Origin of the sequence: Pseudomonas poae RE*1-1-14 (assembly GCF_000336465.1) — a bacterium.
Taxonomy (GTDB): domain Bacteria; phylum Pseudomonadota; class Gammaproteobacteria; order Pseudomonadales; family Pseudomonadaceae; genus Aquipseudomonas; species Aquipseudomonas poae.
Genome location: NC_020209.1, coordinates 3861476 through 3884694 on the forward strand (window position 1 = coordinate 3861476; position 23219 = coordinate 3884694).

General features: G+C 57.4%; 20 protein-coding genes and 1 other RNA gene. 8 read left to right on the forward strand and 13 right to left on the reverse strand.

All coding sequences use genetic code 11. The features are described from left to right. The first annotated feature begins 68 nt into the window (after positions 1-68). Positions 69-377, forward strand: coding sequence for a ribosome assembly RNA-binding protein YhbY (yhbY, locus tag H045_RS16850; RefSeq protein ID WP_003235044.1), 309 nt, complete (start codon positions 69-71; stop codon positions 375-377). Between the two features lie 9 nt (positions 378-386). Here yhbY and H045_RS16855 read toward each other — a convergent pair whose 3' ends face one another. The 8 genes from H045_RS16855 to grpE form a co-directional block, all read right to left on the reverse strand. Further along, a complete protein-coding gene (locus H045_RS16855; RefSeq protein ID WP_032870846.1) occupies positions 387-791 on the reverse strand; it encodes a hypothetical protein in 405 nt (134 codons plus the stop codon). A 28-nt stretch (positions 792-819) separates the two neighbouring features. Next, positions 820-1296, reverse strand: a complete 477-nt coding sequence (gene greA / locus H045_RS16860) for a transcription elongation factor GreA (protein ID WP_003235048.1) — start codon at positions 1294-1296, stop codon at positions 820-822. Then, positions 1293-4514, reverse strand: coding sequence for a carbamoyl-phosphate synthase large subunit (gene carB, locus H045_RS16865; RefSeq protein WP_003235050.1), 3222 nt, complete (start codon positions 4512-4514; stop codon positions 1293-1295). Before carB ends, greA begins: the two co-directional genes overlap by 4 nt. Positions 4515-4617: 103 nt before the next feature. After that, positions 4618-5754: a glutamine-hydrolyzing carbamoyl-phosphate synthase small subunit gene (carA, locus tag H045_RS16870; protein WP_003235052.1), complete on the reverse strand. Its 1137-nt coding sequence runs from the start codon at positions 5752-5754 to the stop codon at positions 4618-4620. A 258-nt stretch (positions 5755-6012) separates the two neighbouring features. Next, the gene (gene dapB / locus H045_RS16875) at positions 6013-6819 is read right to left on the reverse strand and encodes a 4-hydroxy-tetrahydrodipicolinate reductase (protein WP_003235054.1); all 807 of its coding nucleotides are present in this window, start codon (positions 6817-6819) and stop codon (positions 6013-6015) included. Between the two features lie 9 nt (positions 6820-6828). Then, the gene (dnaJ, locus tag H045_RS16880; protein WP_003235057.1) at positions 6829-7953 is read right to left on the reverse strand and encodes a molecular chaperone DnaJ; all 1125 of its coding nucleotides are present in this window, start codon (positions 7951-7953) and stop codon (positions 6829-6831) included. Positions 7954-8270: 317 nt separating this feature from the next. Beyond that, entirely contained in the window at positions 8271-10187 is a 1917-nt protein-coding gene (gene dnaK, locus H045_RS16885; RefSeq protein WP_003235059.1) for a molecular chaperone DnaK, read from the reverse strand. Positions 10188-10289: 102 nt separating this feature from the next. Then, complete coding sequence (gene grpE, locus H045_RS16890) at positions 10290-10850, reverse strand: nucleotide exchange factor GrpE (RefSeq protein ID WP_003235061.1); 561 nt, start codon at positions 10848-10850, stop codon at positions 10290-10292. A 254-nt stretch (positions 10851-11104) separates the two neighbouring features. Between grpE and recN the strand changes: the two genes are divergently transcribed. Next, entirely contained in the window at positions 11105-12778 is a 1674-nt protein-coding gene (gene recN, locus H045_RS16895; RefSeq protein ID WP_015372966.1) for a DNA repair protein RecN, read from the forward strand. Positions 12779-12865: 87 nt separating this feature from the next. On the opposite strand, the gene fur is transcribed toward recN, so the two are convergent. Further along, the gene (fur, locus tag H045_RS16900) at positions 12866-13270 is read right to left on the reverse strand and encodes a ferric iron uptake transcriptional regulator (protein ID WP_003235066.1); all 405 of its coding nucleotides are present in this window, start codon (positions 13268-13270) and stop codon (positions 12866-12868) included. A 98-nt stretch (positions 13271-13368) separates the two neighbouring features. Between fur and H045_RS16905 the strand changes: the two genes are divergently transcribed. Further along, on the forward strand, positions 13369-13899 hold the full coding sequence (locus H045_RS16905) for an outer membrane protein assembly factor BamE (protein WP_003235067.1): 531 nt from the start codon (positions 13369-13371) through the stop codon (positions 13897-13899). A 63-nt stretch (positions 13900-13962) separates the two neighbouring features. Here the strand turns inward: H045_RS16905 and H045_RS16910 are convergent, their stop codons facing one another. Both H045_RS16910 and H045_RS16915 read right to left on the reverse strand, forming a co-directional pair. Beyond that, positions 13963-14265, reverse strand: coding sequence for an RnfH family protein (locus H045_RS16910; protein ID WP_003235069.1), 303 nt, complete (start codon positions 14263-14265; stop codon positions 13963-13965). Beyond that, complete coding sequence (locus tag H045_RS16915; RefSeq protein ID WP_003235071.1) at positions 14258-14692, reverse strand: type II toxin-antitoxin system RatA family toxin; 435 nt, start codon at positions 14690-14692, stop codon at positions 14258-14260. Before H045_RS16915 ends, H045_RS16910 begins: the two co-directional genes overlap by 8 nt. 167 nt (positions 14693-14859) lie before the next feature. Between H045_RS16915 and smpB the strand changes: the two genes are divergently transcribed. The 5 genes from smpB to H045_RS16935 all read left to right on the forward strand — a co-directional run bounded on the left by smpB (position 14860) and on the right by H045_RS16935 (position 20700). Further along, the gene (smpB, locus tag H045_RS16920; protein ID WP_003235073.1) at positions 14860-15342 is read left to right on the forward strand and encodes an SsrA-binding protein SmpB; all 483 of its coding nucleotides are present in this window, start codon (positions 14860-14862) and stop codon (positions 15340-15342) included. Positions 15343-15538: 196 nt separating this feature from the next. Then, positions 15539-18349 (forward strand): FAD-binding and (Fe-S)-binding domain-containing protein, encoded by a 2811-nt coding sequence (locus tag H045_RS16925; protein ID WP_015372967.1) that lies wholly within the window; start codon positions 15539-15541, stop codon positions 18347-18349. 135 nt (positions 18350-18484) lie between these two features. Beyond that, positions 18485-18766: a hypothetical protein gene (locus H045_RS16930; protein ID WP_003235077.1), complete on the forward strand. Its 282-nt coding sequence runs from the start codon at positions 18485-18487 to the stop codon at positions 18764-18766. Positions 18767-18859: 93 nt separating this feature from the next. Continuing rightward, positions 18860-19256: a transfer-messenger RNA gene (gene ssrA, locus H045_RS24630) on the forward strand. Positions 19257-19440: 184 nt separating this feature from the next. Next, positions 19441-20700 (forward strand): integrase domain-containing protein, encoded by a 1260-nt coding sequence (locus tag H045_RS16935; protein ID WP_015372968.1) that lies wholly within the window; start codon positions 19441-19443, stop codon positions 20698-20700. A gap of 104 nt (positions 20701-20804) precedes the next feature. On the opposite strand, the gene H045_RS16940 is transcribed toward H045_RS16935, so the two are convergent. Next, positions 20805-22478, reverse strand: coding sequence for a serine/threonine-protein kinase (locus H045_RS16940; protein ID WP_015372969.1), 1674 nt, complete (start codon positions 22476-22478; stop codon positions 20805-20807). A gap of 3 nt (positions 22479-22481) precedes the next feature. Next, positions 22482-23219 carry a hypothetical protein gene (locus H045_RS16945; RefSeq protein ID WP_015372970.1) on the reverse strand — a complete coding sequence of 246 codons (738 nt, stop codon included), beginning with the start codon at positions 23217-23219 and terminating at the stop codon, positions 22482-22484.

The following is a 23219-nucleotide window of genomic DNA, read 5'->3' on the forward strand; positions in this document are numbered from 1 at the left end:
GGCGGTCCCGGACTCGCTCGGGTAAACTGGCCGCCGCTTTTTACAAGATCAGACGCAGGGGTCAGATTATGCCGCTCACTCAAGAGCAGAAGAAACAGTACAAATCCATTGGCCACCATCTGAAACCAGTTTTGATTGTGGCTGACAACGGTTTGACTGAAGGTGTCTTAGCCGAACTTGAACGCGCATTGGGCGATCACGAACTGATCAAGATCAAGGTCAACATCCTTGATCGCGAAGCGCGCCTGGCGGCCATTGCAGAACTGTGCAAGGCCGGCAAGGCAGACTTGGTCCAAGTCATCGGCAAGATGGCGCTGCTGTATCGCAAGAACTTCAGCGTCAACAAGCAACTGTCGAACGTTCATCGCTTCAAGTAATGAAAAGGGTCAAGGGCGTGCCTCGCGCGCCCCGCCACTCCACCCAGGCGCCGGCTGCATCACCAGCACCAGACCGGAAAACCCTAACACAAGATAGCTGAACAGCTGCCAGCGCAACGCTTCCGGCAGCCAGATATGCACCGCGCAAAACATTGCACAGGCATACAACGCCATCAGCAATAGTTGCCCGCGAATATCCCGCAACAAACTCCCAATACCCTCGGCTGTAACCAGCACCAGTGCCTGGAGCGTCACGCATGCGGCCGCAAAACCTACCAGCAGCGCACTCAATAACCCATCAATCTCATCAATCAGCATCGGCGCCAGGCCAATCAGACCCAATGCCGGCAACACGCCAATGTGCAATAACCACAGGCCTCCGACCCACAGCATCTGGGCCAGTTGCCAAAGCATGGCGCCCGCACGCAGCGGGCGCGGCGCTTCAGACGTGACGAACTTCAACAATCTCGTACTCGATCACGCCACCGGGCGTCTTCACCGCCACTACATCACCCTCTTCCTTGGCGATCAAGGCGCGGGCCAGCGGTGAACCCACGGAGATCTTGCCGAGTTTGAAGTCAGCTTCGTCCTCGCCGACGATGTGGTAGACCACGCTTTCGTCAGTCTCGACGTTGGCGATTTCCACGGTCGTGCCGAAAATCACCTTGCCGGTCTTCGGAATCGTCGTCACATCAATGACCACCGAATTCTGCAGGCGACCCTCGATGTCGCGAATACGCGCCTCGACCATGCCTTGCTGCTCGCGAGCGGCATGGTATTCAGCGTTTTCCTTCAGGTCACCCAGCTCGCGGGCCGTACCGATGTCCTGGCTCAGCTTTGGACGTACGACCTTGGTCAGGTGGGCGTGCTCCTCTTCCAGGGCCTTGAAGCCCTGGACGGTCATTGGGTACTTGGTCATGCCTTCAATCCTGCGTGTAGATCCTGCAAGCGACGCACGGTCTTTTCTGGACCGAACTTGAGCGCTTCGCAGATGGCTTCGCCAGCAGCAATGGTGGTGGTGCAGTAAATCTTGTGCTGCAAGGCATTACGACGAATGGAGTAGGAATCCGCGATCGACTGGCGACCTTCGGTGGTGTTGATGATCAACGTAACTTCGTCGTTCTTGATCATGTCGACCACGTGCGGACGGCCTTCCGTCACCTTGTTCACGCGACGTACTTTCAGGCCGGCAGCTTCGATCAGCTTGGCGGTCCCGGCGGTAGCCACGACTTCGAAGCCCAAGTTGATCAGATCACGGGCAACCCCTGCAACCAGTGGCTTGTCGTCATCACGCACGCTGATGAACGCAGTTCCGCCAGTCGGCAGCACTTCGCTGGCGCCCATCTGGGCCTTGGCGAAGGCTTCGCCAAAGGTGTCGCCCACGCCCATCACTTCACCGGTGGACTTCATCTCTGGGCCCAGGATCGGGTCCACGCCAGGGAACTTGGCGAAGGGAAAAACCGCCTCTTTCACACTGTAGAAGTTCGGAATAATTTCCTTGGTGAAGCCGATTTCCTTCAAGGTCTTACCGGCCATCACACGGGCGGCAATCATCGCCAGGGACACACCGATGCACTTGGAAACAAACGGCACGGTACGCGAGGCGCGCGGGTTGACTTCGATGACGTAGATGTCTTCGCCTTGCAGCGCCAACTGCACGTTCATCAGGCCGACCACGCCCAACTCCAGGGCCATTTTCTTGACCTGCTCGCGCATCTCGTCCTGGATGTGCGCCGGCAGCGAGTAAGGCGGCAGCGAGCACGCGGAGTCACCGGAGTGAACGCCTGCCTGTTCGATGTGCTGCATGATTGCGCCGATCACTACGTCAGTGCCGTCGCATACCGCATCCACGTCCATCTCGATGGCGCAGTTGAGGAAGTGGTCGAGCAGCACCGGACTGTCGTTGGACACCTTCACCGCATCACGCAGGTAACGCTTGAGCTCTTCTTCTTCGTAGACGATTTCCATCGCACGACCGCCCAGCACGTAAGACGGACGCACAACCAGCGGGTAGCCGATCTTGCTGGCGGCACGGATGGCTTCGTCTTCGCTGCGCACGGTGGCGTTTGGTGGTTGACGCAGGTTCAGGCGCTCAACCATTTGCTGGAAGCGCTCACGGTCTTCGGCACGGTCGATGGCATCCGGGCTGGTACCGATGATCGGCACGCCGGCGGCTTCAAGGGCACGCGCCAGTTTCAGCGGGGTTTGGCCGCCGTACTGGACGATAACGCCCTTTGGCTTCTCGACGCGGCAGATTTCCAGCACGTCTTCCAGGGTCACCGGCTCGAAGTACAGGCGATCAGAGGTGTCGTAGTCGGTGGAAACAGTTTCCGGGTTGCAGTTGACCATGATGGTCTCGTACCCGTCTTCGCGCAGGGCGAGAGCAGCGTGCACGCAGCAGTAGTCGAACTCGATGCCCTGACCGATACGGTTGGGGCCGCCACCCAGAATCATGATCTTGTCGCGACCCGACGGCGCGGCTTCGCACTCCTCCTCATAGGTGGAGTACATGTAGGCGGTGTCGGTGGCGAACTCGGCGGCGCAGGTGTCAACGCGCTTGTAGACCGGGAAAATGTCCAGCTTGTGACGATGAGTGCGCAGGTTTTTCTCGGTCACACCCAGCAGCTTGGCCAGGCGCTGGTCGGAGAAGCCTTTGCGCTTGAGGCGGAACATCAGGTCGCGGTCGATAGACGACAGACCGAGGGTCTTGACCTTCTCTTCTTCCTTGATCAGATCTTCGATCTGCACCAGGAACCATGGATCGATCATGTTCATGCCGAAGATGTCTTCGACCGACAAGCCGGCGCGGAATGCGTCCGCCACGTACCAGATGCGCTCGGCGCCTGGCACGGTCAGCTCGCGCTTGAGAACGCTCATGCTTTCCGGATTGCTCAGGTCGAGCTTCTCGTCCAGACCACACACGCCGACTTCCAGGCCACGCAGGGCTTTCTGCAGGGATTCCTGGAAGGTCCGGCCGATAGCCATGACTTCACCCACGGATTTCATCTGGGTAGTCAGGCGCGCGTCGGCCTTGGCGAACTTCTCGAAAGCAAAGCGCGGCAGCTTGGTCACAACGTAGTCGATGGATGGTTCGAAAGACGCCGGCGTCGCGCCGCCCGTGATTTCGTTTTGCAGCTCGTCCAGGGTGTAACCGATAGCCAGCTTGGCAGCGATGCGCGCAATCGGGAAGCCGGTCGCCTTCGAGGCCAACGCTGAAGAGCGCGATACGCGAGGGTTCATCTCGATCACGACCATGCGACCGGTATCCGGGCAGATGCCGAACTGAACGTTGGAACCGCCGGTTTCAACGCCGATTTCACGCAATACCGCCAAAGAGGCGTTACGCATGATCTGGTATTCCTTGTCCGTCAGGGTCTGTGCCGGCGCAACGGTGATCGAGTCACCGGTGTGCACGCCCATCGGGTCGAAGTTTTCGATGGAGCAGACGATGATGCAGTTGTCCTTTTTGTCGCGGACAACCTCCATCTCGTACTCTTTCCAGCCGATCAGGGATTCGTCGATCAGCAGCTCTTTGGTTGGCGACAGGTCCAGGCCACGGGCGCAGATTTCTTCGAACTCTTCGCGGTTGTAAGCAATACCGCCACCGGTGCCGCCCATGGTGAACGACGGACGGATGATGCACGGGAAGCCCAGCTTTTCGAGAACCGCGTTGGCCTCTTCCATGCTGTGGGCGATACCGGAGCGCGGGCAGTCCAGACCGATGGATTTCATGGCCTTGTCGAAACGCGAACGGTCTTCAGCCTTGTCGATGGTGTCGGCGTTTGCGCCGATCATCTCTACGCCGAACTTCTCCAGAACGCCTTCGCGCTCCAAGTCCAGAGCGCAGTTCAGAGCGGTCTGGCCACCCATGGTAGGCAGCAGTGCGTCCGGACGCTCTTTCTCGATGATCTTGGCAACGGTCTGCCATTTGATCGGCTCGATGTAGGTAGCGTCGGCCATGTCCGGATCGGTCATGATGGTGGCCGGGTTGGAGTTCACCAGGATGACGCGGTAGCCCTCTTCGCGCAGTGCCTTGCAGGCCTGGGCGCCGGAGTAGTCGAATTCGCAGGCCTGGCCGATCACGATCGGGCCGGCGCCAAGAATCAGGATGCTTTTTATGTCTGTACGTTTTGGCATGGGTTTGTCACTCAAATCCGCAGGTCAGTCGGCAAGCCGTCTTGAACAATCTTGAATGCCTGCGGGGGCCACCGACAGTCGGGGCCGCCCGCTGGCCACTCAGTCAGCGTCGCTTGGCCATTTCATTGATGAAACGATCGAACAGCGGCGCTACGTCGTTCGGGCCCGGGCTCGCTTCAGGGTGGCCCTGGAAGCTGAACGCGCTCTTGTCAGTGCGCTCGATGCCTTGCAGGGAACCGTCGAACAGCGACTTGTGAATCGCGCGCACGTTGCTCGGCAACGTCGCCTCATCCACCGCAAAACCGTGGTTCTGGCTGGTGATCATCACAATGCCAGTGTCCAGGTCTTGCACCGGGTGGTTGGCACCGTGATGACCGTGACCCATTTTCAGGGTCTTGGCGCCGGAGGCCAGGGCCAGCAGCTGGTGGCCCAGGCAGATGCCGAACACCGGGATCTCGGTTTCCAGCACATCCTTGATGGCCTGGATCGCGTAGTCGCAAGGCTCGGGGTCGCCCGGACCGTTGGACAGGAACACGCCGTCCGGTTGCAGGGCCAGCACGTCGCTGGCCGGGGTTTGCGCCGGCACCACGGTCACGCGGCAGCCACGCTCGACCAGCATGCGCAGAATGTTGTACTTCACGCCGTAGTCGTAAGCGACTACGTGATAAGGCAGCTCGGCGGCGTCGATGGTCGCGTGGCTGTCGGTCTTCAAGTCCCAGACCGTGGAGCGCCACTCGTACTTCTCTTTGACGCTGACGACTTTCGCCAGGTCCATGCCTTTGAGGCCTGGGAAGCCCTGGGCTGCGGCAATCGCCGCCTCTTCGGAAATATTGTCACCGACCATGATGCAGCCGTTCTGCGAGCCTTTTTCACGCAGGATGCGCGTGAGGCGGCGCGTATCGATACCGGCGATTGCCACAACATTGTTGGCTTTCAGGTAATCGGACAGCGACATCGTGTTACGCCAGTTGCTCGCTACCAGCGGCAGGTCACGAATGACCAGACCGGCCGACCAGACACGATCAGACTCGACGTCTTCCGGTGTGGTACCGGTGTTGCCGATGTGCGGATAGGTCAGAGTAACGATCTGTTGGGCGTAGGAAGGATCGGTAAGGATTTCCTGATAGCCGGTCATGGCAGTGTTAAACACTACCTCTCCAACGGTCTGACCGTCGGCTCCAATGGCTTCGCCGCGAAAAATGCTGCCATCAGCAAGGGCGAGTATGGCTGGCTTAGTCAAGAAGACCTCCCGTAAATAAAGCCTGAAAGGGCGATCGCAGGTTGTAAAAAAGCGGAGTGACGTATGGACACGTCACCCCGCTTCTTCACTGAATTATTCTGCGCGCTTTTAGTGAACACACTAAAGCTGTAGGTTACAGAAAAAGGCTTTTTGGGTCCACCGCTAATAAGCCTTGGAGGCAGGAGAATGCGACAGGGCGTCGCTTAGCGGGTAAAACGGAGCCCAGGAATAGTCCCGAGCCCCTTTTTTGGCTACGGCTCAGTGCAGGTCCAGCACGTCGCGCATGTCGTAAAGGCCAGGCTCGCGACCCTCCAGCCAGAGCGCAGCACGTACGGCGCCCTTGGCAAACGTCATACGACTGGAGGCTTTGTGCGTGATCTCCAGCCGCTCACCTTCGGTGGCGAACAACACGGTGTGATCACCTACCACATCCCCACCACGAACGGTGGCGAAACCAATAGTGTCACGTGCGCGCGCGCCGGTATGACCTTCACGCCCGTAGACCGCGACCTTCGACAAGTCACGACCCAAGGCATCGGCAATCGCCTCACCCATGCGCAACGCAGTACCCGATGGCGCGTCGATCTTGTGACGGTGATGGGTTTCGATGATCTCGATATCCGCCTCGTCACCCAGCACACGCGCCGCCAGATCCAGCAACTTGAGCGACAGGTTCACGCCCACGCTGAAATTGGCCGCGAAGACCACCGGAATATCCCTGCCCGCCTCCACCAGCAACTGCTTCTGCTCGGCGCTGAGGCCCGTGGTGCCAATCACCATGGCCTTGCCCGCCCTGCGGCAGAACGCCAGGTTTTTCAGCATCACATCCGGCAGCGTAAAGTCGATCAGTACGTCGAACTCGTCAGCCACCTGCTCCAGGTTGCCGGACAGCGACACACCGATGCGCCCCAGCGAGGCCAGCTCACCGGCGTCCGCACCGATCAGCGTACTCCCCGGACGCACAATCGCCGCAGTCAGCCCCGATGCCGGCGAGCGCTGCTGCACCGCCTCGACCAACGTCTTGCCCATGCGCCCGGCAGCGCCCATCACGGCTATACGTCGCATACTCATTCCTTACAGATCGCCGAAAAAGCGCTTCACACCATCGAAGAAACCCGTGGTCTTCGGCGAGTGGGAGTCGTCGCCCTCCAGCGAGCTGCGGAACTCTTCCAACAGCTCACGCTGGCGGCGGCCCAGATTGACCGGAGTTTCTACCGCAACACGGCACATCAGGTCGCCCGCACCGCCACCGCGCACCGGCGCAACGCCTTTGCCACGAATACGGAACTGCTTGCCGGTCTGGGTGCCTTCCGGGATCTTGAGTTTCACGCGACCATCGAGCGTCGGAATTTCCAACTCGCCACCCAACGCAGCGTCCACAAAGCTGATCGGCACCTCACAAAACAGGTGCTTGCCATCACGCTGGAAGATCGAGTGCTCACGCACGCTGATCACCACGTACAGGTCGCCCGTAGGCCCACCCTGGGCACCCGCCTCGCCTTCGCCCGACAGACGAATACGGTCACCGGTATCCACACCGGCCGGCACTTTCACGGAAAGGGTCTTGTACTCTTCGACACGCCCTTCGCCATGGCAGGAATCGCACGGATCGGAAATGATCTTGCCCTGACCATGGCAACGCGGGCAGGTCTGCTGCACCGAGAAGAAACCCTGCTGCATGCGCACCTGGCCAATGCCGCCACAGGTCGGACAGGTAATCGGCGAGGAGCCCTTCTTGGCACCCGAACCATCGCACGGCTTGCAGTTGACCAGCGTCGGCACACGGATATTGACGCTGGTACCGCGCACGGCTTCCTCAAGGTTCAGCTCAAGGGTGTAGCGCAAGTCGCTGCCACGCTGGGCGCCACCGCGCTGACCACCCCGGCCACCGCCAAAGAAGTCGCTGAATACATCACCGAAAATATCGGAGAAATTCTGCCCACCAAAGCCGGCACCGCCGCCGCCCATGCTCGGGTCGACGCCGGCATGACCGTACTGGTCGTACGCTGCACGCTTGTTAGGGTCCGACAGACATTCATAGGCCTCGTTGGCCTCCTTGAACATCTCTTCGGATTCCTTGCTGTCCGGATTACGGTCCGGGTGATGCTTCATCGCCAGGCGACGGTAGGCCTTTTTCAGGTCCGCCTCGCTGGAGCCACGCTCCACACCCAACACTTCGTAATAGTCACGCTTTGCCATAAGTCTTTGCACTCTTAAGGACGTTCGGCCAGACCCTCCTGAGCCTCGCCAAACTCGTTGAGCCCCAATACAGGCCCGGACCCAACTCACGTCAATTCAACGATCCTGGTCGTTACTGCTTTTTAGCCAGGCAACCGGCCAAAAGCGCGGTATTTATTGCTCGGAAAGCAGGAGCATTCCCGATCACACCGCCAGCATCCGAACGCTGTCGCATGCTGTAAAAATTCGCATACCCCAGACACGCCAACGCGGGAGCAAGCTCCCGCGCGGCGACATCCTACCAGTCACCGCTGGAAAGCGGTCAACCGGGCGACCTATTACTTCTGGTCTTTGACTTCTTCGAACTCGGCATCAACCACGTCATCGTGCTTGGCTTCAGGCTCTGCCTGCTGCGCAGCGCCTTCGGCTGGCTGACCTTGCTCGGCGTACATTTTCTGAGCAACCGGCGCGGAGACTTTCGACAGTTCCTCGACCTTCGCTTCGATCGCAGCCTTGTCGTCGCCTTTAACGGCAGCTTCCAGGGCAACCACGGCAGCTTCGATCGCGGCCTTCTCTTCAGCAGTCACTTTGTCACCAGCGTCAGCGATCATTTTGCGAGTCGAGTGAACCAGCGCGTCACCCTGGTTACGGGCACCGGCCAGCTCTTCAAACTTCTTGTCCGCTTCGGCGTTGGTTTCAGCATCACGAATCATCTGTTGAATTTCTTCATCAGAAAGACCGGAGTTGGCCTTGATGGTGATCTTCTGCTCTTTGCCGGTGGCCTTGTCTTTCGCGCCAACGTGCAAGATACCGTTGGCGTCGATGTCGAAGGTCACTTCGATTTGCGGCACGCCACGTGGTGCTGGTGGAATCTCGGCCAGGTCGAACTTGCCCAGGGACTTGTTCTGCGCAGCCTGCTTACGCTCACCTTGCAGCACGTGAATGGTCACGGCGCCCTGGTTGTCATCGGCAGTCGAGAACACCTGGGATTTCTTGGTAGGAATCGTGGTGTTTTTCTCGATCAGCGCGGTCATCACGCCGCCCATGGTTTCGATACCCAGGGTCAGCGGGCTGACGTCCAGCAGCAATACGTCTTTAACGTCACCTGCCAATACCGCGCCCTGGATGGCAGCACCCATGGCGACTGCTTCGTCCGGGTTCACGTCCTTACGTGCTTCCTTGCCGAAGAACTCGGTCACCAGCTTCTGCACCAGCGGCATACGGGTCTGACCGCCGACGAGGATGACGTCGTTGATCGCGCCCACATCGATGCCGGAGTCTTTCAGCGCGATGCGGCAAGGTTCGATGGTGCGCTGAACCAAGTCTTCAACCAGCGCTTCGAGCTTGGAGCGCGAGATTTTCACGTTCAAGTGCTTTGGACCGGTAGCGTCTGCAGTGATGTACGGCAGGTTCACATCGGTCGACTGCGAAGAAGACAACTCGATCTTGGCTTTCTCGGCAGCCTCTTTCAGGCGCTGCATGGCCAGCGGGTCACCTTTGAGGTTCATACCGCTTTCTTTCTTGAATTCGTCAACGAGGTAGTCGATCAGACGAATGTCAAAGTCTTCACCACCCAGGAAGGTGTCGCCGTTGGTGGCCAACACTTCGAACTGGTGCTCGCCGTCAACTTCGGCAATCTCAATCACGGAAACGTCGAACGTACCGCCACCCAGGTCGTAAACGATCACGGTATGGTCGCCCTTGGCCTTGTCCATGCCGTAAGCCAAAGCAGCTGCGGTGGGTTCGTTGATGATACGTTTAACGTCAAGACCCGCGATGCGGCCGGCATCTTTGGTCGCTTGACGCTGGCTGTCGTTGAAGTAGGCCGGAACGGTGATCACCGCTTCGGTCACTGTTTCGCCCAGGTAATCTTCGGCAGTCTTCTTCATCTTCTTCAAGATTTCAGCCGAGATTTGCGGCGGCGACATTTTCTGGCCGTTTACTTCAACCCAGGCGTCACCATTGTCAGCCTTGGCAATTTTGTACGGCACCATCTTGATGTCTTTCTGTACGACTTCTTCGTCGAACTTGCGACCGATCAGGCGCTTGACCGCGTACAGGGTGTTGTGCGGGTTGGTCACAGCCTGACGCTTGGCCGACTGACCCACCAGAATTTCGCCATCGTTGGCGTAAGCGATGATCGACGGCGTGGTACGCGCGCCTTCGGCGTTCTCGATAACTTTAGCTACGCCGTTTTCCAGCACGGAGACGCAGGAGTTGGTGGTCCCCAGGTCGATACCGATAATTTTGCCCATGATTTACTCTCCCGAAACTTGAATTTGGATGCCGCAGCAGTGGTGGCTATCTGCGGTAGCACTTAAACGCTTGACTTATAAATGGGGGCCTTGCGGCGGATTTCAAGCCTGCTCATCAATAGAAGGTGCAGCCGGTGCAGGCGCCTTGCTAACCACCACCATTGCCGGGCGCAGCAAGCGACCGTTAAGCTGGTAACCCTTCTGGAACACCTTCAATACGCTGTTAGGCTCCAGGTCGTGGCTTTCCTGCATGGCCATGGCCTGGTGGTGCTCGGCGTTGAACGGCTCGCCGCCTTGCGGATCGATGGCTTCCAACTGATAACGCTTCAGGGTGTCCTGGAACATTTTCAGGGTCAGTTCGATACCTTCGCGCATCGGGCGGATGTTTTCGTCGTCCGGGTTGGACAATTCAAGCCCACGCTCCAGGCTGTCGATGATCGGCAGCAGGTCGTTGGCGAATTTTTCCAGCGCAAATTTATGAGCCTTTTCCACATCCTGCTCGGCGCGGCGGCGGACGTTCTGCAGGTCGGCGGCAACACGCAGAGACTGGTCCTGCGCGGCGACCAATTGCTCTTCGAGCACTTGCACACGAGTCGCCAGTTCATCGCCGACAGCCGAATTGGCGTCTGGCGCTTGCGTATCCTGCGTCTGTTCGTCAGCCATAGATTTCTCCTTTCAAAATCATGCGCGAACTCAACTCGCGCTTCTGTTCCGGTATATGGGGCCACAATTTTCAGGTTCAAGAGCGCGGTCGTTACCAAAAGTCTTTCGTGCACTCACGCGCACGTCCTGCGCATTCATTCTCCATTGCGCTAAAAAAAACGATTGACCAAGCAAATCGAGCTAAGCAGGAGGATTGTCAGCCCTGAACAAAACACTGTATAAATAACCAGACCTAAAGCCTGGGAGCGGCCGTCATGCTCGTGCACCTGTCCGTACACAACTACGCCATCGTTGAACACCTGGATCTTGAACTGGATCGCGGGATGAGCGTAATCACAGGCGAAACCGGCGCCGGCAAGTCGATCATGCTCGACGCCCTGGGCCTGACGCTCGGCGACCGTGCCGACAGTGGCGTGGTGCGCCCCGGCGCAGACAAGGCCGACATATTGGCGACCTTCGACCTGGCGGACATCCCCGAGGCAGAAACCTGGCTGGCCGAACGCGACCTGAACCATGAAGGCCCCTGCATTTTGCGCAGGGTCATCACGGCCGAAGGACGTTCGCGCGGCTATATCAATGGCACGCCCTGCCCCCTCGGCGACTTGAAGGCCCTGGGTGAATTGCTGATCGATATCCACAGTCAGCATGAACATCAGTCGCTGCTGAAAACCGATACCCATCGCCGTCTGCTCGACGAATACGCAGGCGCCACCGAGCTGGCGCGCCAGGTCCAACTGGCCGCCCAACGCTGGCGCCAGACCCGTCAGGAGCTGGAGCGCCTTTCCAATTCCGGCGACGAGCAGCGTGCTCGCCATCAGTTGCTCAGCTATCAGCTCGAAGAACTGGAAAGCCTGAGTCTTGGCGAAAGCGAACTGGAACAGCTGGAACAGGAACACAAGAACCTCACCAACGCCGAAACCCTGCTGGGCATATGCCGCCAGGTGGTAGAGCAATGCAGCGAAAGTGATTCTGGCAACGTACTGAACGCACTCACGGCCAGCCTCAATCGGCTTTCCAGCGTCAACAACGCATCCGGTTCGCTAAACGAAGCCACTACCCTGCTCACCAGTGCGCAGATCCAGGTAGAGGAAGCCGTGGGCGAACTCAACCGCTTCCTCGACCACTTCGATGCAGACCCGGCACGCCTGCAGCAAATCGAAGAACGCCTGGACACTATCTATACCCTGGCGCGCAAACATCGCATCCAGCCGACCGAAGTGGCCGCGATGCAACAGAAACTGATGGATGAAATCGAGACCCTGAACGCCAATGATGAATCCATTGACCGACTGGGCGAGGAACTCGCTTCGTTCGCCCGGCATTATCAGGAAAAGGCAAAGGAGCTGAGCGAGCTTCGCCAGCAGGCATCTACCCGCCTGGCCGGCGCAGTGGAACAAGAGATCCAGCGATTGGGCATGCCGGGCGGCCGCTTCGTGATCGAGCTTCGCGCCAATGCCAACAACGAACTGCAGCCCCATGGCCTGGAGCAGGTGGAACTGCTGGTCAGCGCCAACCCAGGGCAGCCGCTCAAGGCACTGGCAAAAGTGGCATCGGGTGGTGAGTTGTCACGCATCAGCCTGGCGATCCAGGTCATCACGGCTCAAACCTCACGCGTACCGACGCTGGTGTTCGACGAAGTGGACGTGGGTATCGGCGGGCCGACCGCAGAAATTGTTGGTCAACTGTTGCGTCGGCTTGGGGATCGCGGCCAAGTGCTGACCGTGACCCACTTGCCGCAAGTGGCCGCCCAGGGTCATCAGCATTTATTTGTACACAAGGTTCGAGGCAGTGATGCGACTCATACGGCCGTGTCCAAGTTGAACAAATCAGAGCGTGTGGAAGAAGTGGCGCGGATGCTTGGAGGCATCGACTTGACCAAGGAGTCTCTGGCTCACGCGAAAAAAATGGTGGTGGCGGCCAAAGCTTGAGCTGAGGTTTTTCTTCCTTATAGAAAGCACGAAGGCGACCCTTGGATCGCCTTCAATCGTTTTGCAGAACGAAATCTGCAGCGATTTTTACTTTTTCTTACGTATGTAGAGCACGAGATTGTGATCAACCAGATCGAAGCCATGGTCCTCAGCAATCTTGTGCTGCAGGGCTTCGATTTCCGGACTGGTGAACTCGATAACCTCATTGGTATCCAGGTCAACCATGTGGTCGTGATGACCACCGTCAGCCAGTTCGAACACTGCATGACCGCCGTCGAAATTATGGCGAACCACCAGCCCTGCGGCTTCAAACTGAGTCAGCACACGGTAAACCGTGGCCAGGCCTACGTCCTCGTTAGACTCCATCAGCGCCTTGTAAACATCCTCTGCACTCATGTGGCGTTGCTCTGCAGAATCGAGCATTTGTAGAATCTTGACTCGAGGCAGAGTCACTTTGAGACCGGCTTTGCGTAGTTCGCTATTTTCAACCATGGTTAGCTTTCTCGCGGATGCTGCTTCGCAGCTTCTCTTAATACGGGTATGATCGGCGTTTACGTTGTCCCAGCCAAGATAGTGGAAGTCGCCCACCGATGCAAAACACCAAGCTCTTGCTAACCAGTTTCACCTTTGTGGGACTGCTCGCACTCGCCGGTTGTTCATTCCCCGGGGTTTACAAAATCGACATCCAGCAGGGCAATGTCGTCACGCAGGACATGATAGACCAGTTACGCCCCGGAATGACCCGACGGCAAGTACGGTTTATCATGGGTAATCCCCTGCTGACCGACACTTTCCATGCCGATCGCTGGGATTATCTGTACAGCCTTCAACCGGGTGGCGGGGAACGCCAGCAGGAACGCGTCAGCGTCATTTTCAATGGCAATGATCAGCTCGTCAGCCTTTCCGGTGACTTCATGCCTGGCGTGAGCCGTGATGAAGCCCTGCTCGGCAAGGACAGCGCCAATGCGCCTGTGCCGGCTCCCGCGCAGCAAACCGAACAGCCCAAGTCCGAAGTACCAGCCAAGCCTGGCTCTTTGCTGGACAAGATCCAGAAAGACGTCGACGGCGTGGAAACCGTTCCAGTCCCGTCGCCACAGCCTCTGGACACCAGCCCGCAATAAAAACGCGGCGCTCGATAAAAAGCCCGGCATGCCGGGCTTCTTTTTGCCTGCAAAATGGCAAGCCTAGCTGTTTTGCTGCCTGGCCAGCGCAGCCTTGGCCGCTCGCAGCCTGCGTACTTCCTTGGGGTCTGCCAGCAGTGGGCGATATAGCTCGATGCGGTCACCCGACTGCACAGCACGCGTTTCGGCGTCCGCCACCACCTTGCCGAAAATACCCAAGGGGCAATCGGCGAGCTCCACTTCAGGAAACTGCGCAGCCATTCCAGACGCCTGTACAGCGGCACGCAGACTGGTACCCACCGGCACGCTCACAGCCAGTAACACCTGACGCTCGGCAGTGGCATACACCACTTCAATCTCAACCATGCAGTTGCTTGGCTCGCTCACAGAAGGCATCGACCAACGTATTTGCCGCCTGATTGAACAATGGCCCCAACGTCGCCCGTACAATCGGTCCTGCGTAATCAAAGGACAGATCCAGGCTGATCTTGCAGGCCTTCTCGGTCAATGCCTTGAACACCCACACCCCATGCAACTGTGTAAAAGGGCCTTCCTGCAGATTCATTTCGATGGATTTGCCAGGTACCAGAATATTGCGCGTGACAAAGTGCTGGCTAAGGCCGCCCTTGGCGACGCCAACACTGGCGACCATGTACTCGTCACTGCCTTCCAGCACTTCGGCGGTCGAGCACCAAGGCAGAAACTCCGGGTAACGCGCCACGTCGTTGACCAGGTCATAGAGCGCCTGCGCCGGATAAGGCAGCAGGGCCGAACGTTGAATATGCGTCGTCATGTGAGCGTTATTTCCACTGCTGAGACAAACATCGCGAAAAAAACAGCCAGATCCGCGAGAGAAAAAAACCAAAGAACTGCCCGCATTGTCCGGGATTCGCTCAACACGCTCAAGCACGCAGCTTGACCGTAGCCGACTCGCTCGCAACTCCCTATAATGCCGCCCCTATGGCTAAACAAAAGAAACACCCTACAGGGACCATCGCGCAAAATAAAAAGGCGCGACACGATTACTTCATCGAACATCGTTTCGAGGCTGGTCTGGTCCTGGCCGGCTGGGAAGTAAAAAGTCTGCGCGCCAGCAAGCTGCAACTGGTCGACAGCTATGTGCTGCTCAAGGATGGCGAGGCGTGGCTGCTCGGCAGTCATATCACCCCGCTGACCACCGCGAGCACTCACGTGATTGCCGACCCGGTACGCACACGCAAGCTGTTGCTCAACGCCCGCGAACTGGAAAAGCTCGCCGCTGCCGTGCAACAGAAAGGCTACGCTTGCATCTGCCTGTCCTGGTACTGGAGCAAGCACCTGGTCAAGTGCGAGATCGCGCTGGGCAAGGGCAAGAAAGAATACGACAAGCGTGACACCGAGCGCGAGCGCGACTCCAACCGCGAGCTGCATCGCGCCGTGCGCAACAAGGGCAAGGAAGACTAACCTTGTCACCGGTAGCCTCGGGAACCTCCCGTGGCTACAGGCCCACGCGTGGAACCCCCCACAGACCCCTCCCAATAAAGCCCCCATCACGCCAGCGCACGCTTACCTGTTCACCGGTATGCTGATGATCTGTACGTAATAGGATAGGAATCGACATCGTAAAGCGTCTGCGGTGTCCGCTATTTCTGGAGGAGCGATGAGTCTGCCTGCTGCTTTCCTGAGCGATATCGCACATCTGATCCCGAAAAGTCGGCGTTTCGACGACCCTCTTTCGACCCTCGCCTTCGGCACCGATGCCAGTTTCTACCGACTGATCCCACAGTTGGTGATCCGCGTCGAGTCGGAAGACGAAGTGGTTGCGCTGCTGCAATGGGCGCAACGCGATGGCGTGCCAGTGACCTTTCGCGCCGCAGGCACCAGTTTGTCCGGGCAGGCCATCAGCGATTCGGTGCTGATCGTTCTGGGCGACAATTGGAACGGCCGCGAGATTCGTGGGCAGGGCATGCAAATCCGCCTGCAGCCCGGCGTAATCGGCGCCCAGGCCAACGCTTGGCTCGCTCCATTCGGGCGCAAGATCGGGCCGGACCCGGCGTCAATCCAGGCCTGCAAAATCGGCGGCATCGTCGCCAACAACTCCAGCGGCATGTGCTGCGGTACAGCGCAGAACACCTATCACACCCTCGCTGGCATTCGACTGGTGCTGGCCGACGGCAGCCGCCTGGACACAGAAGACGCGGCAAGCATTACGGTATTTCGCAATCGACACGGCGCGCTGCTTGAGCGTCTGGCGACACTCGGTCGCCAGACGCGGGCGAATACCGAATTGGCCGCACGCATCCGCCATAAATACCGTCTGAAAAACACTACAGGCCTGTCACTCAACGCCCTGGTTGACTTTGATGACCCGCTGGAGATCCTCAGCCACTTGCTGGTGGGCTCCGAAGGCACCCTGGGCTTTATCAGCGCCGTGACCTACAACACGGTAGTCGACCACCCGAACAAAGCGTCGGCGCTGATCGTGTTCCCGAATGTCGAGACCTGCTGCAACGCCGTAACCGTCCTGAAAACCCAGCCAGTCTCCGCCGTGGAACTGCTGGACCGACGCAGCCTGCGCTCGGTGCAAAACAAGCCAGGCATGCCCGCATTCGTACAGCACCTGTCGAAATCGGCCTGCGCCTTATTGATCGAATCCCGCGCAGCATCGCCTTCATTACTTCGTGAGCAACTGGCGCTGATCATGAAGGCCCTGGCCTGCTTTGCGGTTGAAAAACAGATCGACTTCACCGAAGACCCCGTGGAAAACGCCCGGCTGTGGGCCATTCGCAAAGACACCTTCCCCGCCGTCGGCGCGGTGCGCAAGACCGGCACCACCGTCATCATCGAAGACGTGACCTTCCCGGTCGAGCAACTGGCCATCGGGGTAAACCGCCTGATCGCGCTGTTCGACAAACATCACTACGACGAAGCCATCCTGTTCGGACACGCCTTGGAGGGCAATCTGCACTTCGTGTTTACCCAAGGCTTCAATAGCGCGGAAGAAATCACACGTTATCAAGCGTTCATGGATGACGTGGCACAGTTAGTGGCCGTGGAGTTCGGCGGCTCGCTGAAGGCCGAGCACGGCACCGGCCGCAACATGGCGCCATTCGTCGAGCTGGAATGGGGCCGCGAAGCCTATCAACTGATGTGGCAGCTCAAGCGCCTGCTGGACCCCAACGGCATTCTCAACCCGGATGTAGTGCTCAGCGAAGACCCGCAAATCCACCTCAAGCACCTCAAGCCCCTGCCGGCCGCCGACGAGCTTGTGGATAAGTGTATCGAATGCGGATTTTGCGAGCCGGTGTGCCCGTCGAAAGGCCTGACCTTGAGCCCGCGCCAGCGCATCGTGATCTGGCGTGACATCCAGGCCAGGAAACGCGCGGGCGTGGATACCGCCGAAGTCGAAGCCGCTTTCCAGTACCAAGGCATCGATACCTGCGCCGCCACCGGGTTGTGCGCCCAGCGCTGCCCTGTAGGTATCAATACCGGTGACCTGATGAAAAAGCTGCGCAGCCGAGACGCCGACCGTACGAAAACTGCCGAATGGCTTGCCACCCATTTCGCCACTGCGCTGCAGGGCGTGCGCTTCACCCTGCATGTCGCCAACGGCGCGCGCATGCTATTGGGCGCCCCGCGCCTGGCAAAGTTGTCGGCGCAGATGAGCAGACTGTCTAAGGGGCAGGTCCCGCAGTGGACCAACGCCATGCCACAACCGGAAAAAGCCATTCGCTTCAACCCCGCAGTCACCGACGAACGTCCGCGCGTGGTTTACCTCGCCGCTTGCGTCTCACGCGCGATGGCCCCGTCGGCTGCAGATAAAGAGCAAATGTCGCTGTACGAAAAAACCCGCAGCCTGCTGGAAAAAGCCGGTTACCAAGTCGTCATCCCCGAGAACCTCGAAAGCCTGTGCTGTGGCCAACCCTTCGCCTCCAAAGGCTACGCCGAACAGGCCGATCACAAGCGTCAGGAACTGATCGGCGCCCTGCTCCAGGCCAGCCGTGGCGGTCTCGATCCAATCTACTGCGACACCAGCCCATGCACCTTGCGCTTGGTGCAAAACCCCGGCGAAACATGCCTGGACCTGTACGACCCCGTACGATTTATCCGCACCCACCTGATGGATCGCCTCGACTTCACACCCCAGCAAGCGCCAATCGCCGTGCACGTCACCTGCAGCACCCAACACCTGGGCGAAAGCCAGGCACTGATCGACCTGGCCCGACGCTGCGCCAACACCGTGGTCATCCCGGAAGGTATCCACTGCTGCGGCTTTGCCGGAGATAAAGGCTTCACCACGCCAGAGCTGAACGCCCACGCCCTGCGCTCACTCAACAGGGCAGTGCATTCTTGCAGTGAAGGCATTTCAACCAGCCGAACCTGCGAGATCGGCCTGAGCCAGCACGGCGGCATCGACTACCACGGGTTGGTGTACCTCGTTGATCGAGTCACAAAGGCACGCGCACATTAAACGCGCAAAAAATAGAACCCCTGCGCGCCGGCGTAGTCATCTGCATAGGCCTCGACGAACGAGGCTCATCAGTGATGTCGCTGGCAGCCGTTCAACGCCAGTAGCGTCGAGCCCCTTTGCGCAAGGAGATACCCCATGAAGCGTTCCGCTCTTGCTGGCTTGTTTGTAACCGCTGCGATGCTGGCCTCCCCTGTGTTCGCCGCGGGTAATGACGCAGACCTGTGCCAGATCAACCTCGACAAAATCAACAACGGCAAAGCCCTGCTCGCCACCGACACCAGCGGCAAAAGCGGCGAAATCGACACAGCCGTCTCCCAGGCCAAGGCTGCTCATGCGGCGGGCGATGACAAGAAGTGCATCGAGATCAGCTCCAAGGCCCTGCAGGACCTGCAAAACAGCGACAAAGGCGGTCAGTAAGCGATAGGGCCAACCTACGGGTTGGCCTTCCGTGACCATTTGGCGTACACTGCACAGGCTTGTCACTCACTAGAAACAACGAGTTACAAGCACGGGGCCGTTTAGGATTCGACGCCGGTCGCGAAACTTTAGGTGCATGCCGAGTTGGTAACAGAACTCGTAAATCCACTGTTGCAACTTCTTATAGTTGCCAATGACGAAAACTACGGCCAGGAATTCGCTCTCGCTGCGTAAGCAGCCTTAGCCCTGAGCTTCTGGTACCTTCGGGTCCAGCAATCACCAGGGGATGTCTGTAAACCCAAAGTGATTGTCATATAGAACAGAATCGCCGTGCAGTACGTTGTGGACGAAGCGGCTAAAACTTACACAACTCGCCCAAAGCACCCTGCCCTTCGGGTCGCTGAGGGTTAACTTAATAGAAAAGGCTACGCATGTAGTACCGACAGCGGAGTACTGGCGGACGGGGGTTCAAATCCCCCCGGCTCCACCACTTCAACATCTAAAGACGTCCATGGACGTCTTTTTTTGTGCCTGAAATCCAGTGAATACGTGGGTTTCAGGGCCATTAGGATCCGTCAGCGTCCATAGAAATCTACCCATACGTGCATTCCAAGTGGTATTCCAAGCGGCTAGCTGGTAATTTTTGGAATACACAAACAGCATTGGAGTACACCATGTGCGCCCAACCCACGCGCCTCTCAGACCTTAAAGTCAAAGCCGCCAAGCCTAAGGAAAAGGATTACACGCTGACTGATGGCAACGGCCTTCAAATGCGATTGAGAAACAATGGCTCCAAACTGTGGAATTTCAACTATATCCATCCCGTAACCAAAAAACGGATCAACATGGGACTAGGCACATTCCCCGAAGTGAGCCTGGCCCAAGCGCGAAAACGGACTGTTGAAGCCAGGGAACTTGTCGCCCAGGGACTAGATCCGAAAGAGCAGCGCGAGACTGATCGCCAGCTGAAAAAAGCCGCGACAGAACACACGTTTCAAAACGTGGCAACGGCATGGTTTGAACTAAAGAAAGACTCAGTGACAACTGCCTATGCTGAGGATATTTGGCGCTCGCTCACGCTGCATGTTTTCCCTGACCTGGGCCCGACCCCAATCTCAGCTATCACTGCTCCCATGGTTATCAATCTGCTCAGACCTCTTGAGACCAAAGGTAGTTTAGAGACTGTTAAACGGCTGACCCAGCGCCTCAACGAAATCATGACTTACGGGGTGAATTACGGGCTCATCCATGCCAATCCACTTAGCGGGATTCGCTCGGTCTTTAAGAAACCAAAAAAGAAAAATATGGCGGCACTGCCTCCCGATGAGCTGAACGAGCTCATGGTGGCAATTGCTAATGCCAGTATTAAAAGAACTACGCGCTGCCTAATCGAATGGCAGCTCCACACTATGACCCGACCAGCAGAGGCTGCCACCACCCGCTGGGCTGACATCGACTTCGAGAGGAAGATCTGGACGATCCCAGCGGAGCGCATGAAGAAACGTCGCACACACTTCATCCCGCTTACGGAGCAGGCTCTGGCACTGCTAGAGGCTATCAAGCCTTACAGTGGAAACAGGGACTATGTGTTTCCTGCTGACCGGAATCCTCGCACCCACTGCAACAGCCAGACCGCCAACATGGCGCTGAAGCGAATGGGTTTCGAAGGGCGCCTGGTTAGTCATGGCATGCGCTCAATGGCCAGTACCATTCTCAATGAACATGGCGACTGGAATCCCGAATTGATCGAAGTAGCACTTGCCCACGTCGACAAAGACGAGGTGCGCAGCGCCTACAACCGAGCGGATTACATTGAGCGCAGACGGCCCATGATGAACTGGTGGAGTGACCACATTTTACAAGCTGCCTCTGGGAGCCTGTCCGTCTCGGCATTTCAAACAACCCGAGGTTTGAAAGTTGTAACGATACGCTAGCCAATCAATATTTAGTATTAGCCGTAACGGGGCGCTTTCGAACGGTAACAGTCCGCAGAAAATGGCAATAAGCATCCGCTAACCAAGTTAAGCTAAAGTTTGGTCTATTTTACGCATGCTCGTAATAAGCCAAGCCCCATGATTATAATGAACAACCAGCCAACCCAATCTATTCCTGAAGATCGTTTTGGAGTACTTACTGGCCTCGGCGCAGGAGAGTTTTGCCATTGAGTAGACGCTTGAGGAACGCTTGTCGCCTGACGAGCGGCCTGAGACGCCTGAGCTTGCATCTTTTCAAGTAGTTGCTGGTTCGAGCTTTTCGGGGAGGGCACATTCGGAGGCGGGCTCTGAATAGGAATAACTGAAGCAACCCGCACCTTCCCCATACTCGAAAGTACGTCAGCGTTTCGACTCGGGGTGGAATTGACCACGGGCGAAAGGCCAAAGCTACGAAGTCGGAATTTCGCTTCCTGCTCAGGCAACTGTTGTATCTGCCCAGTTGCTGTAATCGTTAGAGAAAGATGCGTGTAACTAACCGCTTTGGCCTGTCCTTTGTAAGGAGGGTCAACCAACCCTGTTACTGACAGCCAGCGTCCCACCCATGATTTATCGGGTACATTCGATCCGACTGCTTTCATCCCATCAGACCAAATGGCTAGCTTGACAGCTTGCCCACGCCAGTCGGAAAAGTTCACAAAAACATACGGTTTTTTATTAGCTCCCCACCCAGTACGAACAGAGTGAATCTGTCCAATAAGTTCGATGCGGCTACCTACCTGGGCAAGCACCTGAGCATATTTTGTTGCGTCGCAGACTAGGTAAGCACCTTGATATCCAATAGCGAATGGAGCGGCCTTTTGCTGGAATGTAATCGCCCCGCCGACGACTCCTTTGTCCTGAAGAAAATCCGCAAGCGTCGGAACGTTTTGAAATTCTCCTACGACCACTCTAGCGAGATTTTTAGCGTGACTTGCCACGCTAGGGAGCTTTAGAACCTCACCAAAAATGATTGAAGAGCCTGGATCGAGAAAGTCATTTCGCCGAAACACTACAGCGCTAGGTTCTGAACGAGATACACCCCACAGCGAAGGGGAAACTGTAAGCGCCTGAAGGGCAACATCCAACGTGAGGAACGAGAAGCGGTCGAGTTTCTGATTGAAATCTTTAGCCGTTCGCTTTGGATGCTGAAAGTTGACTTGCCCCAATTCGGTAGCAGCAGCCCCCTGAAACCCTTCTACGAACATTCCGTCGTAGTCAATTAGCTGCACGGTGCCGCCGTCTGCGCTGACCATGACGTTTTCGGGCTGGATGTCACCATGAGCGATCTGGTTCTGCTCAAGAAACCCAGCCAGCTTGGCGAGAGCTTGTCGTAAGCGTTGGAGTGCTTGAGTGTTTTGATGCTCGCCTTCTAGGAACTCAGCCAGAGTACGCCCTTGCGCCCATGCCATCTTGACTATGGGATACGTCGATCCTTGTATGCGAATTCCATTCGGGATGAAATCGAAGGGCAAAAAATAAGGACTGGCCAATTGCTTGATTCGCGCGGAGATCGCTTTATAGCGCTGCTCCAGCTCTCTTGACTCCTTGTGGAAACAACGAAGTGCAAACCTCTTGCCCGCTGAATCCACGATATAAGTCAACGCAAATCCGCCGCACAAAGCCAAGGGCAGACCCAATCCGGAGGTTTTCAATCGGCCATGTTTCAACTCAGCGTCTTGCAGTACTAACTGCGGGGACTGCAAGGCCTCGTTGTATTGTTCTAAGGTTGGGTATGCCATGGTTTACGTCAAACTGTTGGGATTAACGATAATCAAGGTGGTGTCATCTCTGCGCATTGCGCCGGAGGCTCGCTCTTCCTCTACCAGCTCAAGAAAAGCCTGTTGATCCCTGATTCCACAAAGCCGCTCAAAAGCATCCGAATAGCCCTGCTCTTGACGATGCAGTAGCCAAGCTCCCAGCGCATCGGTCATGCAAAGAAGCCAACATGATTCCTGCTGGTCGTAATTCCACTCCCTTTGACTCCAAGGCCCTTGGTCGCCGATAGCCACTTCTACATTCAGTGCACTGCGAGTAGCTAAAAGAGTAGGCTTATCAGTGAACTGATCAGCACGTACGTATGGGACGGTTTCAATTTCACCATTTTCATTGCACCAAGCGACAAGGCTATCCCCTAAGGTCGTCACTGTTACCGTTTTGCGATCGTGATCATTCTGTGCAATCACCAACGTGGCGAAGCTGCCACGCTCGTAAGCAGCTGCTTTAGACCAAGATAAAGTTTGAGGGTCGTGAAGCAGCCCATATGCCTGAATACACAAACCAAGTTGTTCGTCCGACGGATCAGAGCCTAGAAATTGATCCACCACCAAGTTCGCCCAGCTACTCGCATCGAAGGACTCCGAGGCGCCATCTGATAGCACCACACGCCCCCTTCCCTGAGCAATACGGTAAGCGTCCTCGTTATCATCTGGCGCATCGAGGTGCTTGGCGACCGTCCCGTCAAAGAGGATTCGGAATGTCAT

Excerpts from the sequence above, each read along its gene's own strand:
- H045_RS16910 (WP_003235069.1), bottom strand. The coding sequence starts at position 14,265 with ATGGTTGAGATTGAAGTGGTGTATGCCACTGCCGAGCGTCAGGTGTTA.
- greA (WP_003235048.1), bottom strand. The coding sequence starts at position 1,296 with ATGACCAAGTACCCAATGACCGTCCAGGGCTTCAAGGCCCTGGAAGAG.
- dapB (WP_003235054.1), bottom strand. The coding sequence starts at position 6,819 with ATGCGACGTATAGCCGTGATGGGCGCTGCCGGGCGCATGGGCAAGACG.
- yhbY (WP_003235044.1), top strand. The coding sequence starts at position 69 with ATGCCGCTCACTCAAGAGCAGAAGAAACAGTACAAATCCATTGGCCAC.
- H045_RS16915 (WP_003235071.1), bottom strand. The coding sequence starts at position 14,692 with ATGACGACGCATATTCAACGTTCGGCCCTGCTGCCTTATCCGGCGCAG.
- carB (WP_003235050.1), bottom strand. The coding sequence starts at position 4,514 with ATGCCAAAACGTACAGACATAAAAAGCATCCTGATTCTTGGCGCCGGC.
- H045_RS16940 (WP_015372969.1), bottom strand. The coding sequence starts at position 22,478 with ATGGCATACCCAACCTTAGAACAATACAACGAGGCCTTGCAGTCCCCG.
- H045_RS16905 (WP_003235067.1), top strand. The coding sequence starts at position 13,369 with ATGCAAAACACCAAGCTCTTGCTAACCAGTTTCACCTTTGTGGGACTG.
- H045_RS16935 (WP_015372968.1), top strand. The coding sequence starts at position 19,441 with ATGTGCGCCCAACCCACGCGCCTCTCAGACCTTAAAGTCAAAGCCGCC.
- recN (WP_015372966.1), top strand. The coding sequence starts at position 11,105 with ATGCTCGTGCACCTGTCCGTACACAACTACGCCATCGTTGAACACCTG.
- H045_RS16855 (WP_032870846.1), bottom strand. The coding sequence starts at position 791 with ATGCTTTGGCAACTGGCCCAGATGCTGTGGGTCGGAGGCCTGTGGTTA.
- smpB (WP_003235073.1), top strand. The coding sequence starts at position 14,860 with ATGGCTAAACAAAAGAAACACCCTACAGGGACCATCGCGCAAAATAAA.
- dnaK (WP_003235059.1), bottom strand. The coding sequence starts at position 10,187 with ATGGGCAAAATTATCGGTATCGACCTGGGGACCACCAACTCCTGCGTC.
- H045_RS16945 (WP_015372970.1), bottom strand. The coding sequence starts at position 23,219 with ATGACATTCCGAATCCTCTTTGACGGGACGGTCGCCAAGCACCTCGAT.
- H045_RS16930 (WP_003235077.1), top strand. The coding sequence starts at position 18,485 with ATGAAGCGTTCCGCTCTTGCTGGCTTGTTTGTAACCGCTGCGATGCTG.
- grpE (WP_003235061.1), bottom strand. The coding sequence starts at position 10,850 with ATGGCTGACGAACAGACGCAGGATACGCAAGCGCCAGACGCCAATTCG.
- H045_RS16925 (WP_015372967.1), top strand. The coding sequence starts at position 15,539 with ATGAGTCTGCCTGCTGCTTTCCTGAGCGATATCGCACATCTGATCCCG.
- dnaJ (WP_003235057.1), bottom strand. The coding sequence starts at position 7,953 with ATGGCAAAGCGTGACTATTACGAAGTGTTGGGTGTGGAGCGTGGCTCC.
- fur (WP_003235066.1), bottom strand. The coding sequence starts at position 13,270 with ATGGTTGAAAATAGCGAACTACGCAAAGCCGGTCTCAAAGTGACTCTG.